Here is a 17241-nt window from a genome sequence, read left to right as displayed (position 1 = left end):
GTTTTCAGGCGCTGAGAAAAAGCGATTTGAGAGAATATTTCGGGCCTATATATAAGCAATCTTCTATCACTCGTACTGCAGGACCGAGTACGCAACACTAGCTAGCCCAAGCCCGATTAATCCGGATTCGACGGTGTAGAGAACGAGCAGTTGACTATCAGTCAGTGGTCCTGTATTAATCATTCCCGGCGCATAAAAGGCCTCGACAACCGTACTCACGGTGATGAGTGCGAATCCGAGGGTGGTGTATCGGAGGCTCGTCTGCTCAAAACGTCGCTGTGCTCTGTAGCTGAGAACGGTCAGCGTGCCACCGACAGCGAACACGAGTAGGTTGCTGGCGACGAACATCCAGACCTCGACGTCAATCATTCTGTGTCCTCCGTCGATGAACCGGATTCGGATGGGCCGGACGCATCCGACTCACGGTGTCCCTCTCTGAGGTCACGAAACAGTTCTCCGAACTTATCCACGGTGTCTTTTCGAACTCGAATGTCCACATCGTATCCTCCATCCTCGATGACTATGGTGATCTCTTTCAGATCGGTCGAGTACTGCTTGTACTGGCCGCCGTCCGGGTCCACGGCTTGCTCTTCCGAGATGAAGTCGTAGCGCTGGAGCATCTCAAGGCGGCGATAGATTGTCGGGAGAGATGCATCACATACGTTCTCCAGTTCCTGGGCGGATACCGGCCCTACACTCGCCGCTGCCAAAATCTCTCGGCTTACATCGCTCGAAAGAACCTCGAAGATATCATCGGGGTCATTCGTCATTATTGGGGCGAATGTATATCGTCGTCACCACGACACGGTGCCGGCAGACCTGTTCGTCTGACGTTATGGAACTCCTTTCGACGAGTCATAAACCGTTCGCTCCGAAACACGCGGCAAATGAGACCACACTGAGCCGTAGGAACCTGCACAATCCAGCTGAGTCTGCCGAGGATATAACGGTCCACCGCCCGATATGTGGTCTATGACACCGGAATCGTTCTTTCATATCGCGCTCAAAGTAGACGATGTCGATGAGGGGCTTGCATTCTACCGTCAGCATTTCGATGCAGAACTCATCGAACGGGGCCATGCAGACGATGGGGACGGAGCGACAGCAGTCAACCACGTCGCAGTGGCGGTCGCCGACAAGCGGGTGTATCTTTTCGACCGGGCGCCGTATGAAGCGGCTGGCCTCGTTGACGAACGTCCGACCGGATTTCTCCACTTCGGCTATGTCGTTGACGATGTTGAAGCGGCCTGTGCGGACCTTGCGGCCTCGGGCGTTGAGTTCATCATGGAGCCGTCAGTCTTCGGCGACCTGAAAATCGCGTTCGTTACCGACCCTGCAGGCGTACGAATCGAGCTTCTTGAGCATATCTGAGAAACCCAGCGTATCCACGCCGACAGGTCGACGGCACCGACACCAGGCCCGATCCGTCGATAGTTCCCCCCTGGCTTTTGAAACTGATTGGAAGGCCCGACGAGCGAAGATTCCCCGAGTGTAAGCTGTCGCGAAGCAGGCGCTCCTACTTCAGATACGACTCCGGCGATTGCTTGAACCGTTCGCGCGATTCGTCACTCTCGAAGTAGTAGATTGACTCATCGTAGACCGTACAGTAGTCAGCGTTCTTTACAGTCAACTCTCCACCAGTGACAGGGTCGTTGACAGTCCGGTCGCCGGGGGCGTCCCTGCGTCCCCGCACAACTAGCCAGACGAACCCAACTGCAATGAGCAGAAAGAGCGCGTTCATAACTACGACCACGTCGACTCCGGCCACAGCAAGCCCCGCTCCGGGGTCGGCTACGGCGGCGTCCGGGATCAAACCCAGAGCGGCAAACAGGTAGTAGACGATGAATCCGGCTGTTGCCATCGAAAGATAGAGAATAATCGTCAGCCGGTTCCCGATCGTCGTCCCGAAGATCTGGCGGTAGAGGAGAATGAGTTGGGGAACGATGAGGTCCGCGTAGATGTACGCGATAACGCCCGCAAACAGGAACCCCGAGCCCCACAGGACCGCCGCCAGCGGGATGTTCCCCATCGACCCGACGAACGCCACAAGCGACACGAGCGGCCCGACTGCGCTGCTGTACAGTACCGCGGTAAAGCCTTCGCCGCCGGCCCCGAAGAAAACCTCCCACGCCCAGTCCGGAATTACTGCGGCGGCGAAGCCGGCGATAACGAACCCGGCGAGAAGCGGCTTGCCGAGCATTTTGGCATCGCGCCGTGTCTGGTTTGCCGCTTCCACCCAGCCGTTCCACGACGTGATCTTTTCTTTCCACGAGGTTGTGTGTGCGTCCGGATTCTGCTCAAAGAGCGACCGACACTGTTCGGAGCAAAAGTGAACGGTCTCTTGCTTGTAGTCGGTGGTGATGGCGTTTTCCCTGTTCATTCGCATTTTGCAGACTGGGTCAGTAACGACGGGCTGTTCCTCTCGGACCAGCCGTTCCCGTACGTTTGTCGCTTTATCAGCGGACAAGGCGAATACCCCGAGGCTTGACCTCGGGGATGAAGCCGACAACTCGTGATACAAACCATTAAGTTAACACATCCATAATCAAGAGATAGCGATGGAACACAGTCACCGCTACCACGCCTACCCGACACAAGAGGTAGCGGAGCGGCTGGAACGCCATCTCGACGTTCATCGCCAGCTCTACAACCACATCCGGTGGGACTACGAACAAGCCCCCGAAGACGACAAACCGAGTGAGTACGACCAAAACAACAAACTCCCCGGGTGGAAACGCAAGTGGCCCGTCTTCAGCGAACTGCACTCGAAGGCCGCCCAAGCCACCGTTGCACGCTTCCACCGGAACCTCTCGAACCTTCGCAAAAAGAAAGAGAAAGGGTACAACGTTGGTCGGCTCAAACGGCAAGCACCCACCGACTACCGGAGCGTGACGTACAACCAGTCCGGTTTCGACCTCGATGAAAAGAGGGGCCACGACAGGTATGCTCACGTTCGCTTCAGCAAAATCGGTTGGGTGAAAATCCGTTACCACCGACCGATTCCAGACCACGCCACCATCAAAGAAGTCACGTTCAAGAAGGAGACGACTGGGGAGTGGTTCGTCTCCTTCGGACTCGAAACTGACGACGCTGACCTGCCCGAGAAACCCCCGGTGGACTCGCTCGACGCGAGCAACAGCGTTGGAATCGACCTTGGCATTCTCAACTACATCCACACCAGCGATGGCAAGACCGTGGACTGGCTCGACCTCGAAGACGAGTACGAGCGTCTTCGCCGTGAACAGCGCAAGTTGTCGCGGAAAGAGAGGGGGTCGAGTAACTACGAGAAGCAACGTCTGAAGGTCGCCAAGGTCAAGCGTCACATCAAGCGGAAGGTGCTGGACTACCAGCACAAAATCACGACGTGGCTCGTCAAAGAGTACGCCGCCGTATTCGTCGAGGAGTTGAACGTGAAGGGGATGCTTGAACAGTCGCACAACGCCCGCAACAAGCAGGACGCGGCGTGGCGACAGTTCATCACCCTCCTCGAATACAAGGCCGACCTGTACGGGTGCCACGTCGTTCAAGTCGAAGCCAGAGGCACGACGAAAGAGTGTGCGTCGTGTGGTGTGGAGACGGCGAAACCCATCTGGGTCAGAAAACACTCCTGCCCGTCGTGTGGGTTCGAAACGGACAGAGACGCGAATGCGGCGATGAACGTGTTGCAGAGAGGCTTTTCTGAACTAGGGCTGGGATGGCCCGAAGACACGCCCGTGGAGACTGTGACCGCTACGGACACACCTGAATTTCAGTGTGTGTCTGCAAGTCACGTCGTGGAAACGGGAAGCCTCGGGGCTTGACCCCGAGGCGATTCACTTCAGGATGGGGGGTCTCCTGTGGCACGCGATTCCCCCTCTTCTTGTCAGAACAGCGGTCGCCGCCGAACGAACGTTTTTTGGTAGGCCTCCCCTGAAACACGCATCTTCGGATGAGTCAGCGACCATCCTCGGTCAGTGAGTCGTTACGCTCGTTTATCAACGAACTCGACCCGGTTCCGTTCTTGGTCGGCGCGGTCATCTCGGTCGGCTTCGTCATCTACACTGCCTACGATGTCGCCGCGGTGCAGGCGGGCATCGACTGGGCGTTCGGCACACTCGGTGAGCGGCTCGCATGGTTGTATTTGGCTGGTATGCTCGCACTAATCGTGCTTGCGGCCTATCTCATGGTCAGTTCGTACGGCAGCGTGACGCTCGGGACGGGGCCGCCGGAGTACAGCTACCCCGCGTACGTGGCGATGTTCTTTTCTGCCGGGCTCTCGGCCGGTATCGTCTTTTTCGGCCCCGCAGAGGCGCTGGGCCACTACCAGACCCCGCCGCCGCTGTTCGAGGGGTCGGTTGGGCCGGCATCGGAGGGCGCTATCGTTCCGGCAGTCGCATACACGATTTTCCACTACGGGCTGAGTGCTTGGGGCGGCTATCTCGCCATCGGGCTGCCCGTGGCGTACTTCGCGTACAAGTACGACGCACCGTTTCGGGTTTCGACGGCTCTGTATCCGGTACTCGGCACGGAGCGGCTTGACGGCGTCGTCGCCCGGGCGGTTGACACACTCGCTGTCGTCGCGACAATCGGCGGTATTGCGACCGGCCTCGGATTCATCGCGACCCAGCTGTTGACCGGCATCACCTTCGAGACCGGGCGGCAGTTCAGCGACGCTGAGACTATCCTCGCCATTACTGGCATTACTGTCTTCTTTACGCTCTCGTTGATCGCCGGTGTTTCGCGTGGCATCCGCCGTGTTTCGCAGTTCAACATCGGGCTGATGGTGCTACTGCTCTTGGTCGCGCTCGTTGCGGGGCCGACCTTGGCGCTGCTGAATACGGGCGTTGCGGCGCTTGGGTCCTACGGGGCGAACTTCTTCCAGATGAGCCTCTTTCTCGGTGCGGATGGCGGCGCTGAGTGGGCGGCCGCTTGGACGGTGTTCTACTGGTCGTGGTGGATCGCGTGGGCACCTTTCGTCGGGCTCTTTTTGGCGCGTATCTCCCGTGGACGGACGATTAGAACAGTGGTCGGCACAGCCTTCGTTACGATGACGGTCACGTCAGCCATCTGGTTTACGGTGGTGGGCGGAAGTTCCGTTTGGCTGCATCATCTCGGCGTTGTCGACCTCCTCGGTCCGGTTGGAGAGTTCGGCAATGGAATCGCTGGGTTCGTGCTGTTCGGGTCGTTTACCGGCGGCGCGGTCTGGCAACTGTTGTTTTTCGTTCTCGTCACGACGTTCTTTGTCACGTCCGCCGACTCGTCGACGCTCGCCCTCGGAATGTTGACGACCGGCGGAGAGCGAGCGCCATCGAAGGCGAACCGAGCGTTCTGGGGGGTGCTTCAGGGAGTCATCGCCTCCGTGCTCGTCGTCGTCGGGGGTGCGACCGCGTTGCGGTCGTCGGTCATCGTCACAGGCGCTCCGTTTGCGGTCGTCTGTCTGGTCGCACTCGCCGGGTTCGTCTACTGGCTTTGGGCTGATACCCCGGAGCCCTCGACACAGGGTGCTTCGGGAGCCAGCGTCTCGGACGACTGAAACCCACGCGGTCGGTCAGCGGTCTCGGCCTGTCCCGGCTACCGCATGGCGTCTTCCGGTTCGTTCACGCTGTGTTCCCCGAAGTACCGGCGCATTGTCGCCCGTGAATCCCTGATTCGGCGTTCGCGTTCTTCGTGGCTAATCTCCTCGACGCCGACCGGGACCTCCTTGTCGTATGAATCGTAGTATCCCTCGATAGCGACCCAATCGTTCCAGAACGCTGGGTTGACTTCCTCTATCAACGCAATCGCGACGTGTGCGCCGTGTCCGGCGTTGACGATTGCTTGGTGATGCTGGTCGGTGATGCGCCCGGCCGCATACACCCCGTCAACGCTCGTTCGTCCGTCGGCATCGACTTCGATAATCGGAACGTGGCCGCCATCCTCGGTTCCCCGCTCGACGCCGAGAGTATCGAGAAACGAGCAATCGGACCACGAGGCGACGATAACATATCGTGTCTCGAACTGCTGGTCAGCCGTCGAGACAATAAAGCCGCTGTCCACGGCTCCGGTCTCAGGGGCGTCACCGCTGTGGTCTTCGCTGTGTGCGTGTTTGATATCGACGACTTCGCCCGACACATACACACAGCCCGCGTTCGTCGCGTGGTCTTGAGCTATTTCGAGAAAGGTAGTCGGGCGAACGCCCGCGGGAAAGCCCAGATAATTTTCTAGATGGGCTGACTTGCGAAGCAACGAGCGGTTGTGTTCGACAACCAGCGTCCTGAAGTCGGCACGGGCGGTAAACACGCCGGCTGATAAGCCAGCAGGGCCGCCGCCGACGATGACGACATCGTAGTCGAACGAGGTGTCGGCCATGCTTCCGTTGTCCGGTGATTCATTTTGTCCGTCATTCGCTGTGCAGTGGTGGGTTTGGTCAGTCATGTGTCGTATCGTTTCGGAGTTTGTCAGTCTGTCTCTGTTGCTTGCGTGTCGTCGTGGTCGGTGACGGCCCGTCGTGACCGGTCGGTAGCGGCCACGTCGATTTCAGTCGGCCGCTCCGGCACCGATTCCAACAACGTCTGTGTGTGTGGATGCGACGGGTTCGAGAGAATGCGACCGGCGTCACCGATTTCGACGAGGCGGCCGCGTTCGAGCACACCGATTCGGTCGGCCACACGGCCCACTGCCCCCAGATCATGGGAGACGAACACCGCCGTCCCGCTTCGCTGCCGCTGCATCTCAACGAAGAGATCAAGCACGTGAGCACGCGTCGTGGCGTCCAGCGCGGAGACTGGCTCATCGAGCAACAGCACGCGGGGATCCGTCGCGGTTGCCCGGGCAATTGCCGCTCGCTGTATCTGTCCACCGGAGAGCTGCTGCGGACGGGCGTCGACCACGGATGACGGTAAACCAACGAGGGTAAGCAATTCCTCAACACGCTCGGTACGACGTCGCTTCGGCCATCCCAGCCGCCGCAGCGGCTCCGCAATCGACCGACCGACTGGCCAGCGAGGGTCAAAGCTTGCCTCCGGGTGCTGGAAGACAACGCCGACATCGGAGCGAAGCTCTCGGCCCCGTTCGTCGACGGTGCCGGCCCGACGGCCGTCGATACGGACCGTTCCCTCGGTCGGCGCTGTCAACCCAGCAATCAGTTCAACAACCGTCGATTTTCCCCCGCCGCTTTCGCCAACCAGTCCGAGTGTTTCCCCTCGCTGAATCGACAGCGAGACCGCATCGAGGGCGGTTCGAGAATCCGGGGGAGAGCCGGGGCGAAGCCGGTCGAAAAGCGATGTATCGGCGGCATAGGTTTTTGTGACCTCGGCCAGCTCCACGACTGCAGTCGAATCGGAGCTGTCGTCGTCGGATGTATTATTTGTTGGCCGCTTGAGCGGGCGGTCGCTGTTGGCATGCATCCCGCCGCCGTCAACGGCAGTCCGCTGCTGTCGCGTCTCTTTGCCGAGCGCGATAGCGTCGCCAGCATCGACAAGCGACCGCGTTTCCGGATGCTCGGGGTCAGCAACGACAGCCGTAGTCGCTCCTGTCTCGACGACCCGGCCGTCGCTCAGCACGGCGACGCGGTCACAGTGCTGGGCGACGACCGCGAGGTCGTGGGTAATAACGAGAACACCGAGATCACGTTCCTCGGCGAGGCTTTCGAGCAGTTCGAGGATACAGGCCCGTGTTGTCGCATCGAGGCCGGCAGTCGGCTCGTCGGCGATAAGCAGGTCGGGATTGCCGGCGAGCGCCGTCGCGAGCATCGCTCGCTGGCACTGGCCGCCGCTGAGTTCGCCCGGGTAGGCGTCGAGGCGCGCGCTTGGGTCGTCAACCCCGACATCATCAAGAAGCGCTGCCGCCTGCTCACGTCGTTGCTTGCGTACATCCCGGTCGGCAAACGGTGGGACGCCAAGCGACTCGAACAGCCCTTGGTGGCCTTCTGCGGCTGCGATTGCCTCTGTGATCTGTTCGCCGACAGGATAGACGGGGTCGAACGCAGCGGTCGGGTCCTGAAATGCGACACCGACCTGTCGGCCACGGATGGTCCGTAGCGTCGCTTCACCGGCCGCCGCTAGCTCGGTGCCATCGAGCCTGATTTCGCCGTCGGTAATCTCGCCGGGCCGGTGGAGGCCGACAATCGAGCGGGCAAGCGTTGATTTGCCGGAGCCGCTTTCTCCGACCAGCGCGACGACTTCGCCGCGGTCGACCGTGAGGGAAGCGCCGTCGACGGCCGGAGTGCGGTCGTCATCAGGGTCGCTCGCAGCACGCTTCGTGGCTGATTCGTACGTGATTCGAAGGTCGGTAACGTTGAGGAGCATCATCTGTTGTACACGTAAATAGGTCGCTTTCCGTACCGCTCGGCTGCGATACACGTCCGGTCATCATCCGTCACACCCCTGCTCAGTCGCGCCGGTCGGGTCGAGGGCGTCCCGGAGGCCGTCGCCAAGCAGCGTGAACCCGAATACGGTAGCCGCGATGGCGAGCCCAGGAATATTGACGAGCCATGAGGCGGTCTGGAGGTAGTCCCGCCCAGTAGCGATCATCGTCCCCCATTCCGGTGTCGGCGGCTGTGCGCCCAATCCAAGGAAGGAAAGCCCCGCAGTGGCGAGAACGACTTTTCCGGTATCGAGCGTTGCGAGAACGATTACTGGCCCTAAAACGTTTGGCAGCACGTGGTCCGCTACGACCCGTCCGTGGCCGGTCCCGGCGAGCCGCGACGCTGCGACGTATTCGCGTTCGCGGGCTGACAACACGCTCGATCGGACGACGCGGGCGTATGTTCCCCAGCCGACGACTGCGAGCGCGAGCATCACATTACGAAGGCTTGGGCCAGCGATACCGGCGATGACCAGCGCCAGAACAATACCGGGAAAGGCAAACAGCAGGTCAACAAGCCGCATCAGTGACTCGTCGACCCAGCCGCCGACATAGCCAGCGACAACGCCGACCAGTATGCCAACAACGAGTCGAACGAGCGTCACAGCGAACGCGATAGCAAGCGAGAGTCGCGCACCGTAGACGATACGGGCCAGCATGTCCCGGCCCAACGGGTCGGTGCCGAACGGGTGTGCAAGCGACGGTCCCTGTAGCGGCCGTGTGAGGTCCTGTGCGACCGGGTCATGTGGAACGACAAACGGGCCAACAATCGCGACGATGGCGAGGATGCCAACGATAGTGGCCCCAACGGCCGTCTGGGTGTCCCGAAGCGCCAGCCGAAGCCGCCGCGACAGCGGCGCTCCGGCACCTACTGTCCCGTTGTGGTCGCCCGTGGTGGCCGAACTCATACACCGGCACCTCCGATTGAAATACGCGGGTCAAGCCGTCGGTAAACAACGTCGGTTGCGACGTTGACGACGATAAACGTGGCACCGGCCAGTAGTGTCACGCCTTGGACGACCGGATAGTCACGGTCAAAAACCGCCTCAACAAGCAGTGCTCCGAGCCCCGGTCGCTGGAAGACGACCTCAACGATGACAGCCCCGTTTATTGCCATCCCCAACTGGAGGCCGACGACGGTGATGACAGGCACCAGAGCGTTTCGCAGCGCGTGCTTGTAGACGACAACCCGTTCGCCAAGCCCCCTCGCACGGCTTGCATCGACGAACTCATGGTCTAAAACGTCCAGCAAGGCGCTTCGGAGGAGTCGCGTCTGTACCGCTGCAAGCCCGGTTCCAAGCGTAATGGACGGTAACATAAGCGAACGAAGCCCGCCGGTGCCCGAGACGGGGACGAGTCCGAGCGTAATCGCAAACAGGAAAATAAGGAGATAGCCGAGCCAGAAGTTCGGCATTGCGACCCCGACCAGCGCAAACAGTTGGCTCGCGTGGTCGATGTACCCGTTTGGACGCACCGCGCTTGCGACACCGGTTGGGACCGAAACGAGAAGCGCGACACCCATCCCGCCCGCGGCGAGCGCAAGCGTCGTGGGCAATCGGTCGCCGATTAGCTCCGCAACGGAGCGTTCATGGTAATACGACTCACCGAGGTCTCCCTGAAGCAGATCCGCTACCCAAGAGGCGTATTGAACGTGAAACGGCTCATCGAGGCCGTGTTCGACCCGGAAAATCTCGATTTGCTCTTGGGTCGGCTGTTCTCCCAGCTGCGCTCGTAGCGAGGCCTCTGCTGGGTCCCCCGGTGCAATAAAAATGAGCGCGTATGTGAGCACTGAGATGAAGAACAACGTCACCAATGCGGTGCCCAGTCGTCGTGCTGCATACCGTCCTGTCATCGTATTTTATTGGCGTTCTTTCTCATCGTTTCTCCCCTATCGCTTGCTCACCGCTCACTCGTCGGGCCGAAACTCCGTCCAGCGAGTCATATGTGGAACAGCGTGTGTTTCGGGCCCGGCGGTTTCGGCCCGCTGCCCGAAAACGTACTCCTTGTAGTAGACCGGAATAAGGACTGCGGCGTCCATGACGCGCCGCTGTACCTCACGGTAGGCTTCGTGCTTTCGGTCCGCATCGAGCGCACGGTCGCCGTTCTCGATCAGGGAATCGACCTCACCACCGAGATTGTAAAGCCCGGTCCCCTCCGTCTCGTAGAGCTCACGGTTGTCTCCGCCCTCCGAGTGGAACTGAAGATAGACAAGGTAGTCTGCAGCCCCGTTTATCGACCCGAGTTCGATGAGTGTGATGTTGGAATCGCGTTTCTGTTCGACCTCGTAGAACGATCCACTCTCGAACTGTCTGATAGATGTCGAGACGCCGATTTCCTCGAACCGCTCCTGCATGTGTGAAGCGATCAGCCGCTCATGTGGGTTGTCGCTTCCCAGATGGATTTCGAGTTCGTCGCCGTCGTAGCCTGACTCGTCGACGAGTGTACGCGCACGGTCGAGGTCGGGTCCGTACTCAGGGAGTTCATTATGAGCCGACCACGGAATCGACGGCGCGTACGGCCCTTTCGCCGGCGTGCCGATGCCGTGGAGAATGTTTTCGACGATCAATTGTTGGTCGACCGCGTAATTGAGTGCTCGCCGAAGGTCCGCATCATCAGTCGGCGACTGGTAGAGGTTCATCATTCCCAGACCGGTTCGGGGTTCTTCCTGTGTACGAATCTCGATGCTATCGTCCCTGCTGAGCATCTCGTAGTGCTCTCTGGGGAGTTCGAATGCAGCATCGACATCGCCCGCCTGCAAGTTCGACGAGCGGGTCATCGGATCGACGATGCCCTCGAACGTGAGCGCTTCGAGCGACGGTTCATCGCCCCAGTAGTCGTCAGCGGCGACCATCCGTACGGCACCGTCGGGGTCGAGTTCGGCCACTTCGTAGGGGCCAGTTCCGATAGGGTCGTCTCTGTCCCCGGGATGTTGGATACCGAACAGGGGATGACTCATCGTTCCCGCCAGCGCGCCGAAGCGTTCGACGGTTTCGACCCGTAGTGTGTGGTCATCGACCGCTTCGAAGCTGTCTTCGGTTACCTTTGCCCAGCCCAGCGGCCGCTCCGCAAGTAGGGCCGAAAACGACTGTGCAACGAGGTCGGCAGTGAGAGCAGTTCCATCGTGGAATGTCGCATCCGTCCGCAGCGTAAACTCCCAGATCAGGTCGTCGACGGCCTCCCACTCCGTCGCAAGCCACGGTTCGATGTCGTAGAAATCGTGTGACGACGCGGTTAGCGTCTCGTGGGTCGGCGTGTAGTACGGTGTGAGCCCGCCATACATCGACCAATCGCCATCCGCAGGCCTACTGTCGAGCGCAACGGTCTTCGATAGCTCGGTGTCGTCGTTACCACCTCCGAGGCACCCTGCCATACCAACGACACCAGCGCTTCCGAACGCCGTGAGCGCCTGACGTCGGGTTAGTTTCATAGCTTACCGCCCCCGTGGGTCGATACTCCCCACGCGTTAACTGCTGTGATGGGCTGACCGCTGTCTTTCGGCGGAATATCATACCCCGAAGTACCCACTGGTGCTTCTGATATACGCTGGCGCAAATCGGCTTGCCGCTTCGTTCGCTTGGGGACCATCATGATATTAAACCTGAGTTGTTTTTCTGAATATTCAGTTGTAAAGCTTCCGGGATCGGTCTCCAGCCCGGCGATCTCATAGCTATCTGGCGGCGGGATTATTTCCGGCCGAAGCGGACTGTGGGAGTCGTGTTTCGGTTTAATTTCCATCCACATCGGTTACTCCGGGATTGAATCGGAGCTGTTTATTATTCACTACTTATTAATTATTAATTCCGGGCTGGCTTCTGCATGAAGAGAGCGTTCGGACACACCGGCTGTGTCCGAGTCGGCGCTGCCAGCCGACCGGGAAGAGCACACAAGCTACTTGGCCCGGGTAAATAACTGCCATGTCGACCGAAACAAACGTCGGTGGTCGGGACCGACTCTTCAGAGCTGCACTTGCAGTCGTCCTTTCAGTCGTTGCATTGCGGCTGTTCACCGCCGGAAAGCGGAAGACGGCCTCCGTTGCCGTCGTCGGCGCGGTCGGCTTCGGATTCAACGCTGTGGCCTGCTTTTGTGGGCTCAACGAGCTGTTGGGAATCGACACAGCAGACTAGTCGACAATTTCGAAGCCACGCTCTTCGAGAAGCGACGGGAGCCGGCCAGTGTGGTCGCCCTGCAGTTCGATGCTGTCAGACGCCGAAGTGCCGCCGGTCGCGAGTTCCGATTTGAGGTCGGAGGCCAGCGACTGGACATCAGTAGCAGTGGTGTCGAACCCCTCGATGATAGTGACCGCCTTGCCGTACTGTCGCTTTTCGGTCCGGATGCGGAGCGCTTGTCCTGCTTTCGAGAGGTCGCTGTGGCTGTCGAGTTCCGCAAGGAGGTCTTCCATTGAGTCGTCGTCTGTCACGGGTGTCGGTTCGGACTGCACTATAATAATTCTGTGGTAGTATTTATTAACTCTTGGGGAGTACTGCGCACTACTAGATGACGGATACATCCATGCCGGATGAGCAGGCAGTGACGATTGTCGGCAGCGGTGTCCATGGTGTCCACCTCGCTATCCGGCTGTTGTCAGACGATGTGGTTTCTCGCGACCGGCTGTGTCTCGTCGACCCGTCGGGGCTTCTCGCGTCGTTCCGGCGCAAGTCGCGGGCCTGTGGGATGGCGTCGCTCCGGTCGCCGTTTGTTCATCAGTTGGACGCCGACCCGTTCTCGCTTCGGGATTTTGCTCAAAAACACGGACGGGAAGACGAACTCGTCGCGAGTGAAGATGGAGCCGATAGACCGACGACAGAACTCTTCTTCGACCACGCTGACCGGCTATGCGAACAGCACGGCCTCGAATCCCTCCGCGTCGACGCGGCGGTGACCGGCCTCTCAGACCATGGGGCACACGTTCGGGTTGAGACGACCGCCGGGTCGTTCTCCAGCGCCTGGTGTGTCCTTGCGGTCGGATACGGCGGTTCGTACAGCATGCCGGCGTGGGCCGATGGGCTCCCGTCGTCAGCCCCGGTTGCGCACGTTTGGGACGGATGCTTCGAACCCAGCGCGGTCGGGGACAGCGAACGACTGGGTATTATCGGCAGCGGCGTGACAGGTGTTCAGCTGGCCGCTTCGCTCGCGTGTCCGGAGCGAGATGTCGTGGTCTTTGCCCGCAGCCCGTTCCGGACCCAACGTCGCGAGGCCGGCACCGATTGGATGCACTTTTCCGATGCGCTCGAAGCGCTGCACTCCTATCCCCCGGCTTCTAGGGGACGCGAGCGAGTCGTCGCAGACGCACGGTACGACGGGAGCGTCCCGCCGTATGCGATGGCTCGCTTCCGGCGGGCGGTCGACCGCGGCTGGATAACCGTCGAAGCGACCGAGGTCGTCGATGCGACTGCAGCCGGCGGCACCGTTGTCGTCACCTGCCGGGACGGACGCGCCGACTGGTTCGACCGGCTCATCTGTGCGACCGGGTTCGGCACCCCCTACGAGGGAACGCTTTTGTCCCGGCTCAGGAACGAAACATCGCTTGCGACCGGATATCTGGGTGCGCCGGCACTTGACGACGACAGTCTCCGGTGGCGACGAGCGGACGGGACTCGCTCGCGCGTCGCTGTCTCGGGAGCGGCCGCACAGCAGGTTCTTGGACCGTTCGCCCGCAACATCGTCGGCGCTCGTCAGGCGGGTAATATCCTCGCAGATGTCATCGAAACAGAGCCAGCAGCGCCGCCAACAATCCGTGGTTAGCCGCCCGGACCGCTCCCGACGGACCATCGATGTGCCGGCTGGAGTGTTTTTCGGCGTCGTACGACTGCCGAACAAAGCTTGTATGGTGATTGGTATCTAATGTCGGGATGATGACCCACGTATCAGCGACTGACCTGCTTGACGAACTCGATGACAAACAGGGCAACGCGGTTGAGGTACTGGATGAAGACTCACTGACCGTCGAGATCGCCCGCCACACGGCCGGTGAGGCGACCCCGAAGAACCCACACACGGAGGACGAACTCTATTACGTGGTTTCGGGGTCCGGAAAGATACGAGTCGGCGATGATGTCCATTCGGTCGAGTCGGGCGATACGGTGTTCGTCGAGCAGGGCCTCGAACACGATTTCTTCGACATTGGGGAAGATTTGGTGACGCTCATCGTCTTTGCCGACTCGTCGAACCCGACATCGTACTCCATGCGGGAGTAAGGCAGATGGAGCCCCCATTCGTGGGGGCCACCTTTCCAGGAACCCCGGTTGGTTTCTCCCAATCCGGAGCGCTCGCAGCCGCCCACCGTGTTCAGAAGCTGTAGGTTACGCCTGTCAGCGACTCGCTTTCCTCCCAGAGCCGCCTCGCATCCCGCTTGTCGTACGATGCCTCGTTCGATGACTGCCGTTCCGGCGCACCGCGCATGTTCAACAGCCCGCCCGGACCGTAGTACTCACCGCCTCCTACACCGGCAGCGACCGACGCGTACAACAGCGGCAGCGCGCCCCGTTGTGCCGATTGGCCGACGACCGCATTAGCGACTTTCATCATCGCCATGCGGAGCGTCGAGCCATCCTCTTTCGGGCCGCGGTACTGGAGGTTTGTCGCCGCATACCCAGGGTGGCAGGCGACGCTAATCGTGTCGGTGATATCGGCCGCCGTGAGCCGGCGCTGTAACTCGTAGGCAAAGAGGAGGTTTGCCAGCTTGCTTTGTCCGTAGGCGTCCCACCGCCCGTAGGACTGCTCGCGCTGCAGGTCATCGAAATCGAGTTCGCCGAACTCGTGGGCGCCGCTTGAGTGGGTGACAACCCGGCTTTCGCCGTCGCTTTCGACGAGCAAATCAAGCAGCCGTCCGGTCAGCGCGAAGTGGCCCAGATGGTTCACGCCGAGCTGTTTCTCGAAGCCATCGTCGGTTTCCTGCCGCGGAAGCGCCATCACGCCGGCGTTGTTGCAGAGCACATCGAGGGCGTCGTAATTCTCGGCGATATCCTCGGCGACGGCCTCGACCGAAGCAAGCGACGCGAGGTCGCATTGTCGGACATCCAGCGCTGCTTCGCCGACAGCGGTGGCGTCCTGAATCTCGGCGGCGGCCTGCTCGCCGCGGTCCGTGCTCCGGCAGGCCATGATTACGGTCGCGCCGTTGGCCGCAAGCGCCTTCGTCGCCTCGAAGCCGAGGCCGCTGTTTGCGCCCGTGATGAGCACGGTCGTGCCGGTGCAGTCGGGCATTCGGTCAGCGGTCCACGTGGATGCCATTAACAGGCGTAGGGTTTCGATACCTAAACTGCCTCGGGATGTGGCAGACACGGCCCTCTGGCTTTGGTTGAATACCGGCCGCCCGTTGCGGAGTCCCTCGGGTTGCAGCACATACTTGTGCGTCGCTACCCGACAGCAGAGTACTGATGGGTTCCGCCGGAAGCGGTACCGCCCCTATGATGCCCCTCCCGCCAGCGGACGGCACGCCGGCGACGATTCTCTCCATTCCGGGCGCTGTTGTCGAGCGATACACCGTCCGGGATGTCGTTGCCGATGCCATCGACGCCATCGGCCCTGACCTCATCGTCGCTGCCCCGCCTAATCAGGCGTACGTTGCGGGACCGTCGGTGACAGGGCTCGCCGATGTCCCCGTTGTCGACCCAACCCGGTTGACCAGCCGCTACTTCGTACCGGATGCCGGCATTGCCATCGTCGCGACTCCCTCACCGGAGGAGCTTCCGCCTACGCCGGGGGATATCCAACGTGACGGTATCGGCTCCGATTCCGGAAGCGGAGCCGAACACGTGTGCCTACTCACGAACCAGCTTGCCCTGACAATCGACCCACACCGCCGGATGACACGGCTCGATGGAATCGATGCGTACCTCGACGCGCTGCCCGACGGCTGGCACGCTGGGGCGCCCGTCACGCATCTCTCAACCGGGCTCCGTGCCGAATACCGGACCACCCACGAGCGTGGCGGCAGCGCCTATCCGGTCTACGGTGCTGGCCCGCCGGCCAGCACCGTCGGCGCCGGTATCGACGAGAGCGAACGACCGTTCATCGAGCTGTCGCTGTACGCCAACGGCGCTGTCGATGCGACGACACACGACCCCTCAAATTTCGGCATCCGTGGCCTCGACGACATCGGCCGGAAGCGGGCAGGACTACTCAGAGAGCACGGCTTTGATTCACGAACCGCCATCGCTGATGCGGGGCCACACGCGCTCGCTGACCTCCGTGGCGTCGGTGAACGAACCGCCCGTACCGTCCACGCCTCCGCGACTGCCATCACGGCCGGCGAAGTCGTCCCGCGTGATGGCGGTGTGCTTCCCCGCGGCGACCCGGTCTTTGTCGACATCGAGACCGACGGTCTCAACGGGGATACTGTATGGCTCATCGGCGTCCTCGACGGCGGCAGCGAGGACGGCCGGTATCTTCCGTTCCGGCAACGGGACCACAACGCCCCAGCGGAGCATATCGAGTCGTTCATCTCGTGGCTCGCCGGCCCCGCACAGGGGCGGCCCGTTGTCGCGTGGAACGGCCGCCGTTTCGATTTCCCGATTATCGCCCGCCAACTTGAGCAGCATGCCCCTGAATGGACCGACGAGTGGCAGCGTCGGTACCAGTTCGACCCGCTCTACTATGCCAGCAGCAAGAACAACGCCGCCCTCCCGGCACGAAGCAACCGTCTCGAACCGGTTGCGACCGCACTCGGCTGGGAGCCCACCACGACGGGTATCGACGGCGCAGCAGTCGCCGCAGCGTACAACGCGTGGCGGCGGACGGCCGACAGCCAAGACGGGTACCAGCCCGATTGGGAGCGGCTCGAAGCCTACTGTGAGGACGACGTTCGGGCGCTGGCGACTGTCTACGAGGCGCTCCAAGATGCCAGCCGGTACGCTCCGGACACCGGCGGCGAGCCACCGCAGTCCCGAACCACGCAGGGGTCGCTTTCGGATTTCTCATAAG

General features: G+C 61.0%; 17 protein-coding genes. 7 read left to right on the top strand and 10 right to left on the bottom strand.

Annotation, left to right across the window (positions count from 1 at the left end):
* Positions 1 to 66: 66 nt before the first annotated feature.
* Positions 67 to 369, bottom strand: coding sequence for a DUF7521 family protein (locus tag NP_RS08885; RefSeq protein WP_011323510.1), 303 nt, complete (start codon positions 367 to 369; stop codon positions 67 to 69).
* On the bottom strand, positions 366 to 770 hold the full coding sequence (locus NP_RS08880; protein WP_011323509.1) for a winged helix-turn-helix domain-containing protein: 405 nt from the start codon (positions 768 to 770) through the stop codon (positions 366 to 368). Before NP_RS08880 ends, NP_RS08885 begins: the two co-directional genes overlap by 4 nt.
* A gap of 202 nt (positions 771 to 972) precedes the next feature.
* Between NP_RS08880 and NP_RS08875 the strand changes: the two genes are divergently transcribed.
* Complete coding sequence (locus NP_RS08875) at positions 973 to 1371, top strand: VOC family protein (RefSeq protein ID WP_011323508.1); 399 nt, start codon at positions 973 to 975, stop codon at positions 1369 to 1371.
* 145 nt (positions 1372 to 1516) lie between these two features.
* Here NP_RS08875 and NP_RS08870 read toward each other — a convergent pair whose 3' ends face one another.
* Positions 1517 to 2467: a permease gene (locus tag NP_RS08870; protein WP_269764007.1), complete on the bottom strand. Its 951-nt coding sequence runs from the start codon at positions 2465 to 2467 to the stop codon at positions 1517 to 1519.
* 91 nt (positions 2468 to 2558) lie between these two features.
* On the opposite strand from NP_RS08870, the gene NP_RS08865 reads away from it, so the two are divergent.
* Positions 2559 to 3800, top strand: coding sequence for an RNA-guided endonuclease InsQ/TnpB family protein (locus tag NP_RS08865; protein WP_011323506.1), 1242 nt, complete (start codon positions 2559 to 2561; stop codon positions 3798 to 3800).
* A 128-nt stretch (positions 3801 to 3928) separates the two neighbouring features.
* Positions 3929 to 5512: a BCCT family transporter gene (locus NP_RS08860; protein WP_011323505.1), complete on the top strand. Its 1584-nt coding sequence runs from the start codon at positions 3929 to 3931 to the stop codon at positions 5510 to 5512.
* Between the two features lie 38 nt (positions 5513 to 5550).
* On the opposite strand, the gene NP_RS08855 is transcribed toward NP_RS08860, so the two are convergent.
* Genes NP_RS08855 through NP_RS08835 form a run of 5 tightly spaced genes read right to left on the bottom strand, consistent with a single transcriptional unit; the run spans position 5551 to position 11692 of the window.
* Positions 5551 to 6393, bottom strand: a complete 843-nt coding sequence (locus NP_RS08855) for an NAD(P)/FAD-dependent oxidoreductase (protein WP_232503967.1) — start codon at positions 6391 to 6393, stop codon at positions 5551 to 5553.
* 23 nt (positions 6394 to 6416) lie between these two features.
* The gene (locus NP_RS08850; protein ID WP_011323503.1) at positions 6417 to 8267 is read right to left on the bottom strand and encodes an ABC transporter ATP-binding protein; all 1851 of its coding nucleotides are present in this window, start codon (positions 8265 to 8267) and stop codon (positions 6417 to 6419) included.
* 60 nt (positions 8268 to 8327) lie between these two features.
* The gene (gene nikC, locus NP_RS08845) at positions 8328 to 9230 is read right to left on the bottom strand and encodes a nickel transporter permease (protein WP_011323502.1); all 903 of its coding nucleotides are present in this window, start codon (positions 9228 to 9230) and stop codon (positions 8328 to 8330) included.
* A complete protein-coding gene (nikB, locus tag NP_RS08840; protein ID WP_011323501.1) occupies positions 9227 to 10174 on the bottom strand; it encodes a nickel ABC transporter permease in 948 nt (315 codons plus the stop codon). The genes nikC and nikB overlap by 4 nt, the downstream gene beginning before the upstream one ends.
* A 54-nt stretch (positions 10175 to 10228) precedes the next feature.
* Positions 10229 to 11692 (bottom strand): ABC transporter substrate-binding protein, encoded by a 1464-nt coding sequence (locus tag NP_RS08835; protein WP_158303761.1) that lies wholly within the window; start codon positions 11690 to 11692, stop codon positions 10229 to 10231.
* 544 nt (positions 11693 to 12236) lie between these two features.
* Here NP_RS08835 and NP_RS08830 point away from each other — a divergent pair.
* Positions 12237 to 12446: a YgaP family membrane protein gene (locus NP_RS08830; protein ID WP_011323498.1), complete on the top strand. Its 210-nt coding sequence runs from the start codon at positions 12237 to 12239 to the stop codon at positions 12444 to 12446.
* On the opposite strand, the gene NP_RS08825 is transcribed toward NP_RS08830, so the two are convergent.
* Positions 12443 to 12739 carry an SUI1 family translation initiation factor gene (locus tag NP_RS08825; RefSeq protein WP_394296333.1) on the bottom strand — a complete coding sequence of 99 codons (297 nt, stop codon included), beginning with the start codon at positions 12737 to 12739 and terminating at the stop codon, positions 12443 to 12445. The two genes, NP_RS08830 and NP_RS08825, sit on opposite strands and share 4 nt — an antisense overlap.
* Positions 12740 to 12816: 77 nt before the next feature.
* Here NP_RS08825 and NP_RS08820 point away from each other — a divergent pair, with 77 nt between their 5' ends.
* Both NP_RS08820 and NP_RS08815 read left to right on the top strand, forming a co-directional pair.
* The gene (locus NP_RS08820; protein WP_198408086.1) at positions 12817 to 14064 is read left to right on the top strand and encodes an FAD/NAD(P)-binding protein; all 1248 of its coding nucleotides are present in this window, start codon (positions 12817 to 12819) and stop codon (positions 14062 to 14064) included.
* Between the two features lie 110 nt (positions 14065 to 14174).
* Positions 14175 to 14516, top strand: a complete 342-nt coding sequence (locus NP_RS08815; RefSeq protein ID WP_011323495.1) for a cupin domain-containing protein — start codon at positions 14175 to 14177, stop codon at positions 14514 to 14516.
* A gap of 91 nt (positions 14517 to 14607) precedes the next feature.
* Here the strand turns inward: NP_RS08815 and NP_RS08810 are convergent, their stop codons facing one another.
* Complete coding sequence (locus NP_RS08810; RefSeq protein ID WP_011323494.1) at positions 14608 to 15549, bottom strand: oxidoreductase; 942 nt, start codon at positions 15547 to 15549, stop codon at positions 14608 to 14610.
* A gap of 176 nt (positions 15550 to 15725) precedes the next feature.
* Between NP_RS08810 and NP_RS08805 the strand changes: the two genes are divergently transcribed.
* Positions 15726 to 17240: a ribonuclease H-like domain-containing protein gene (locus tag NP_RS08805; RefSeq protein ID WP_198408085.1), complete on the top strand. Its 1515-nt coding sequence runs from the start codon at positions 15726 to 15728 to the stop codon at positions 17238 to 17240.
* Position 17241 lies beyond the last annotated feature (1 nt).

It is taken from the genome of Natronomonas pharaonis DSM 2160, from assembly GCF_000026045.1.
GTDB lineage: Archaea > Halobacteriota > Halobacteria > Halobacteriales > Haloarculaceae > Natronomonas > Natronomonas pharaonis.
Note: the sequence above shows the minus strand (reverse complement) of the source record. Positions and strands in the feature narration are given on the sequence as shown.

Bases quoted from the DNA above. Each gene is read 5' to 3' on its own strand.
- NP_RS08885 (WP_011323510.1), bottom strand. From the start codon at position 369: ATGATTGACGTCGAGGTCTGGATGTTCGTCGCCAGCAACCTACTCGTG.
- NP_RS08880 (WP_011323509.1), bottom strand. From the start codon at position 770: ATGACGAATGACCCCGATGATATCTTCGAGGTTCTTTCGAGCGATGTA.
- NP_RS08875 (WP_011323508.1), top strand. From the start codon at position 973: ATGACACCGGAATCGTTCTTTCATATCGCGCTCAAAGTAGACGATGTC.
- NP_RS08865 (WP_011323506.1), top strand. From the start codon at position 2,559: ATGGAACACAGTCACCGCTACCACGCCTACCCGACACAAGAGGTAGCG.
- NP_RS08860 (WP_011323505.1), top strand. From the start codon at position 3,929: ATGAGTCAGCGACCATCCTCGGTCAGTGAGTCGTTACGCTCGTTTATC.
- NP_RS08855 (WP_232503967.1), bottom strand. From the start codon at position 6,393: ATGACTGACCAAACCCACCACTGCACAGCGAATGACGGACAAAATGAA.
- NP_RS08850 (WP_011323503.1), bottom strand. From the start codon at position 8,267: ATGATGCTCCTCAACGTTACCGACCTTCGAATCACGTACGAATCAGCC.
- nikC (WP_011323502.1), bottom strand. From the start codon at position 9,230: ATGAGTTCGGCCACCACGGGCGACCACAACGGGACAGTAGGTGCCGGA.
- nikB (WP_011323501.1), bottom strand. From the start codon at position 10,174: ATGACAGGACGGTATGCAGCACGACGACTGGGCACCGCATTGGTGACG.
- NP_RS08835 (WP_158303761.1), bottom strand. From the start codon at position 11,692: ATGGCAGGGTGCCTCGGAGGTGGTAACGACGACACCGAGCTATCGAAG.
- NP_RS08830 (WP_011323498.1), top strand. From the start codon at position 12,237: ATGTCGACCGAAACAAACGTCGGTGGTCGGGACCGACTCTTCAGAGCT.
- NP_RS08820 (WP_198408086.1), top strand. From the start codon at position 12,817: ATGACGGATACATCCATGCCGGATGAGCAGGCAGTGACGATTGTCGGC.
- NP_RS08815 (WP_011323495.1), top strand. From the start codon at position 14,175: ATGACCCACGTATCAGCGACTGACCTGCTTGACGAACTCGATGACAAA.
- NP_RS08810 (WP_011323494.1), bottom strand. From the start codon at position 15,549: ATGGCATCCACGTGGACCGCTGACCGAATGCCCGACTGCACCGGCACG.
- NP_RS08805 (WP_198408085.1), top strand. From the start codon at position 15,726: ATGATGCCCCTCCCGCCAGCGGACGGCACGCCGGCGACGATTCTCTCC.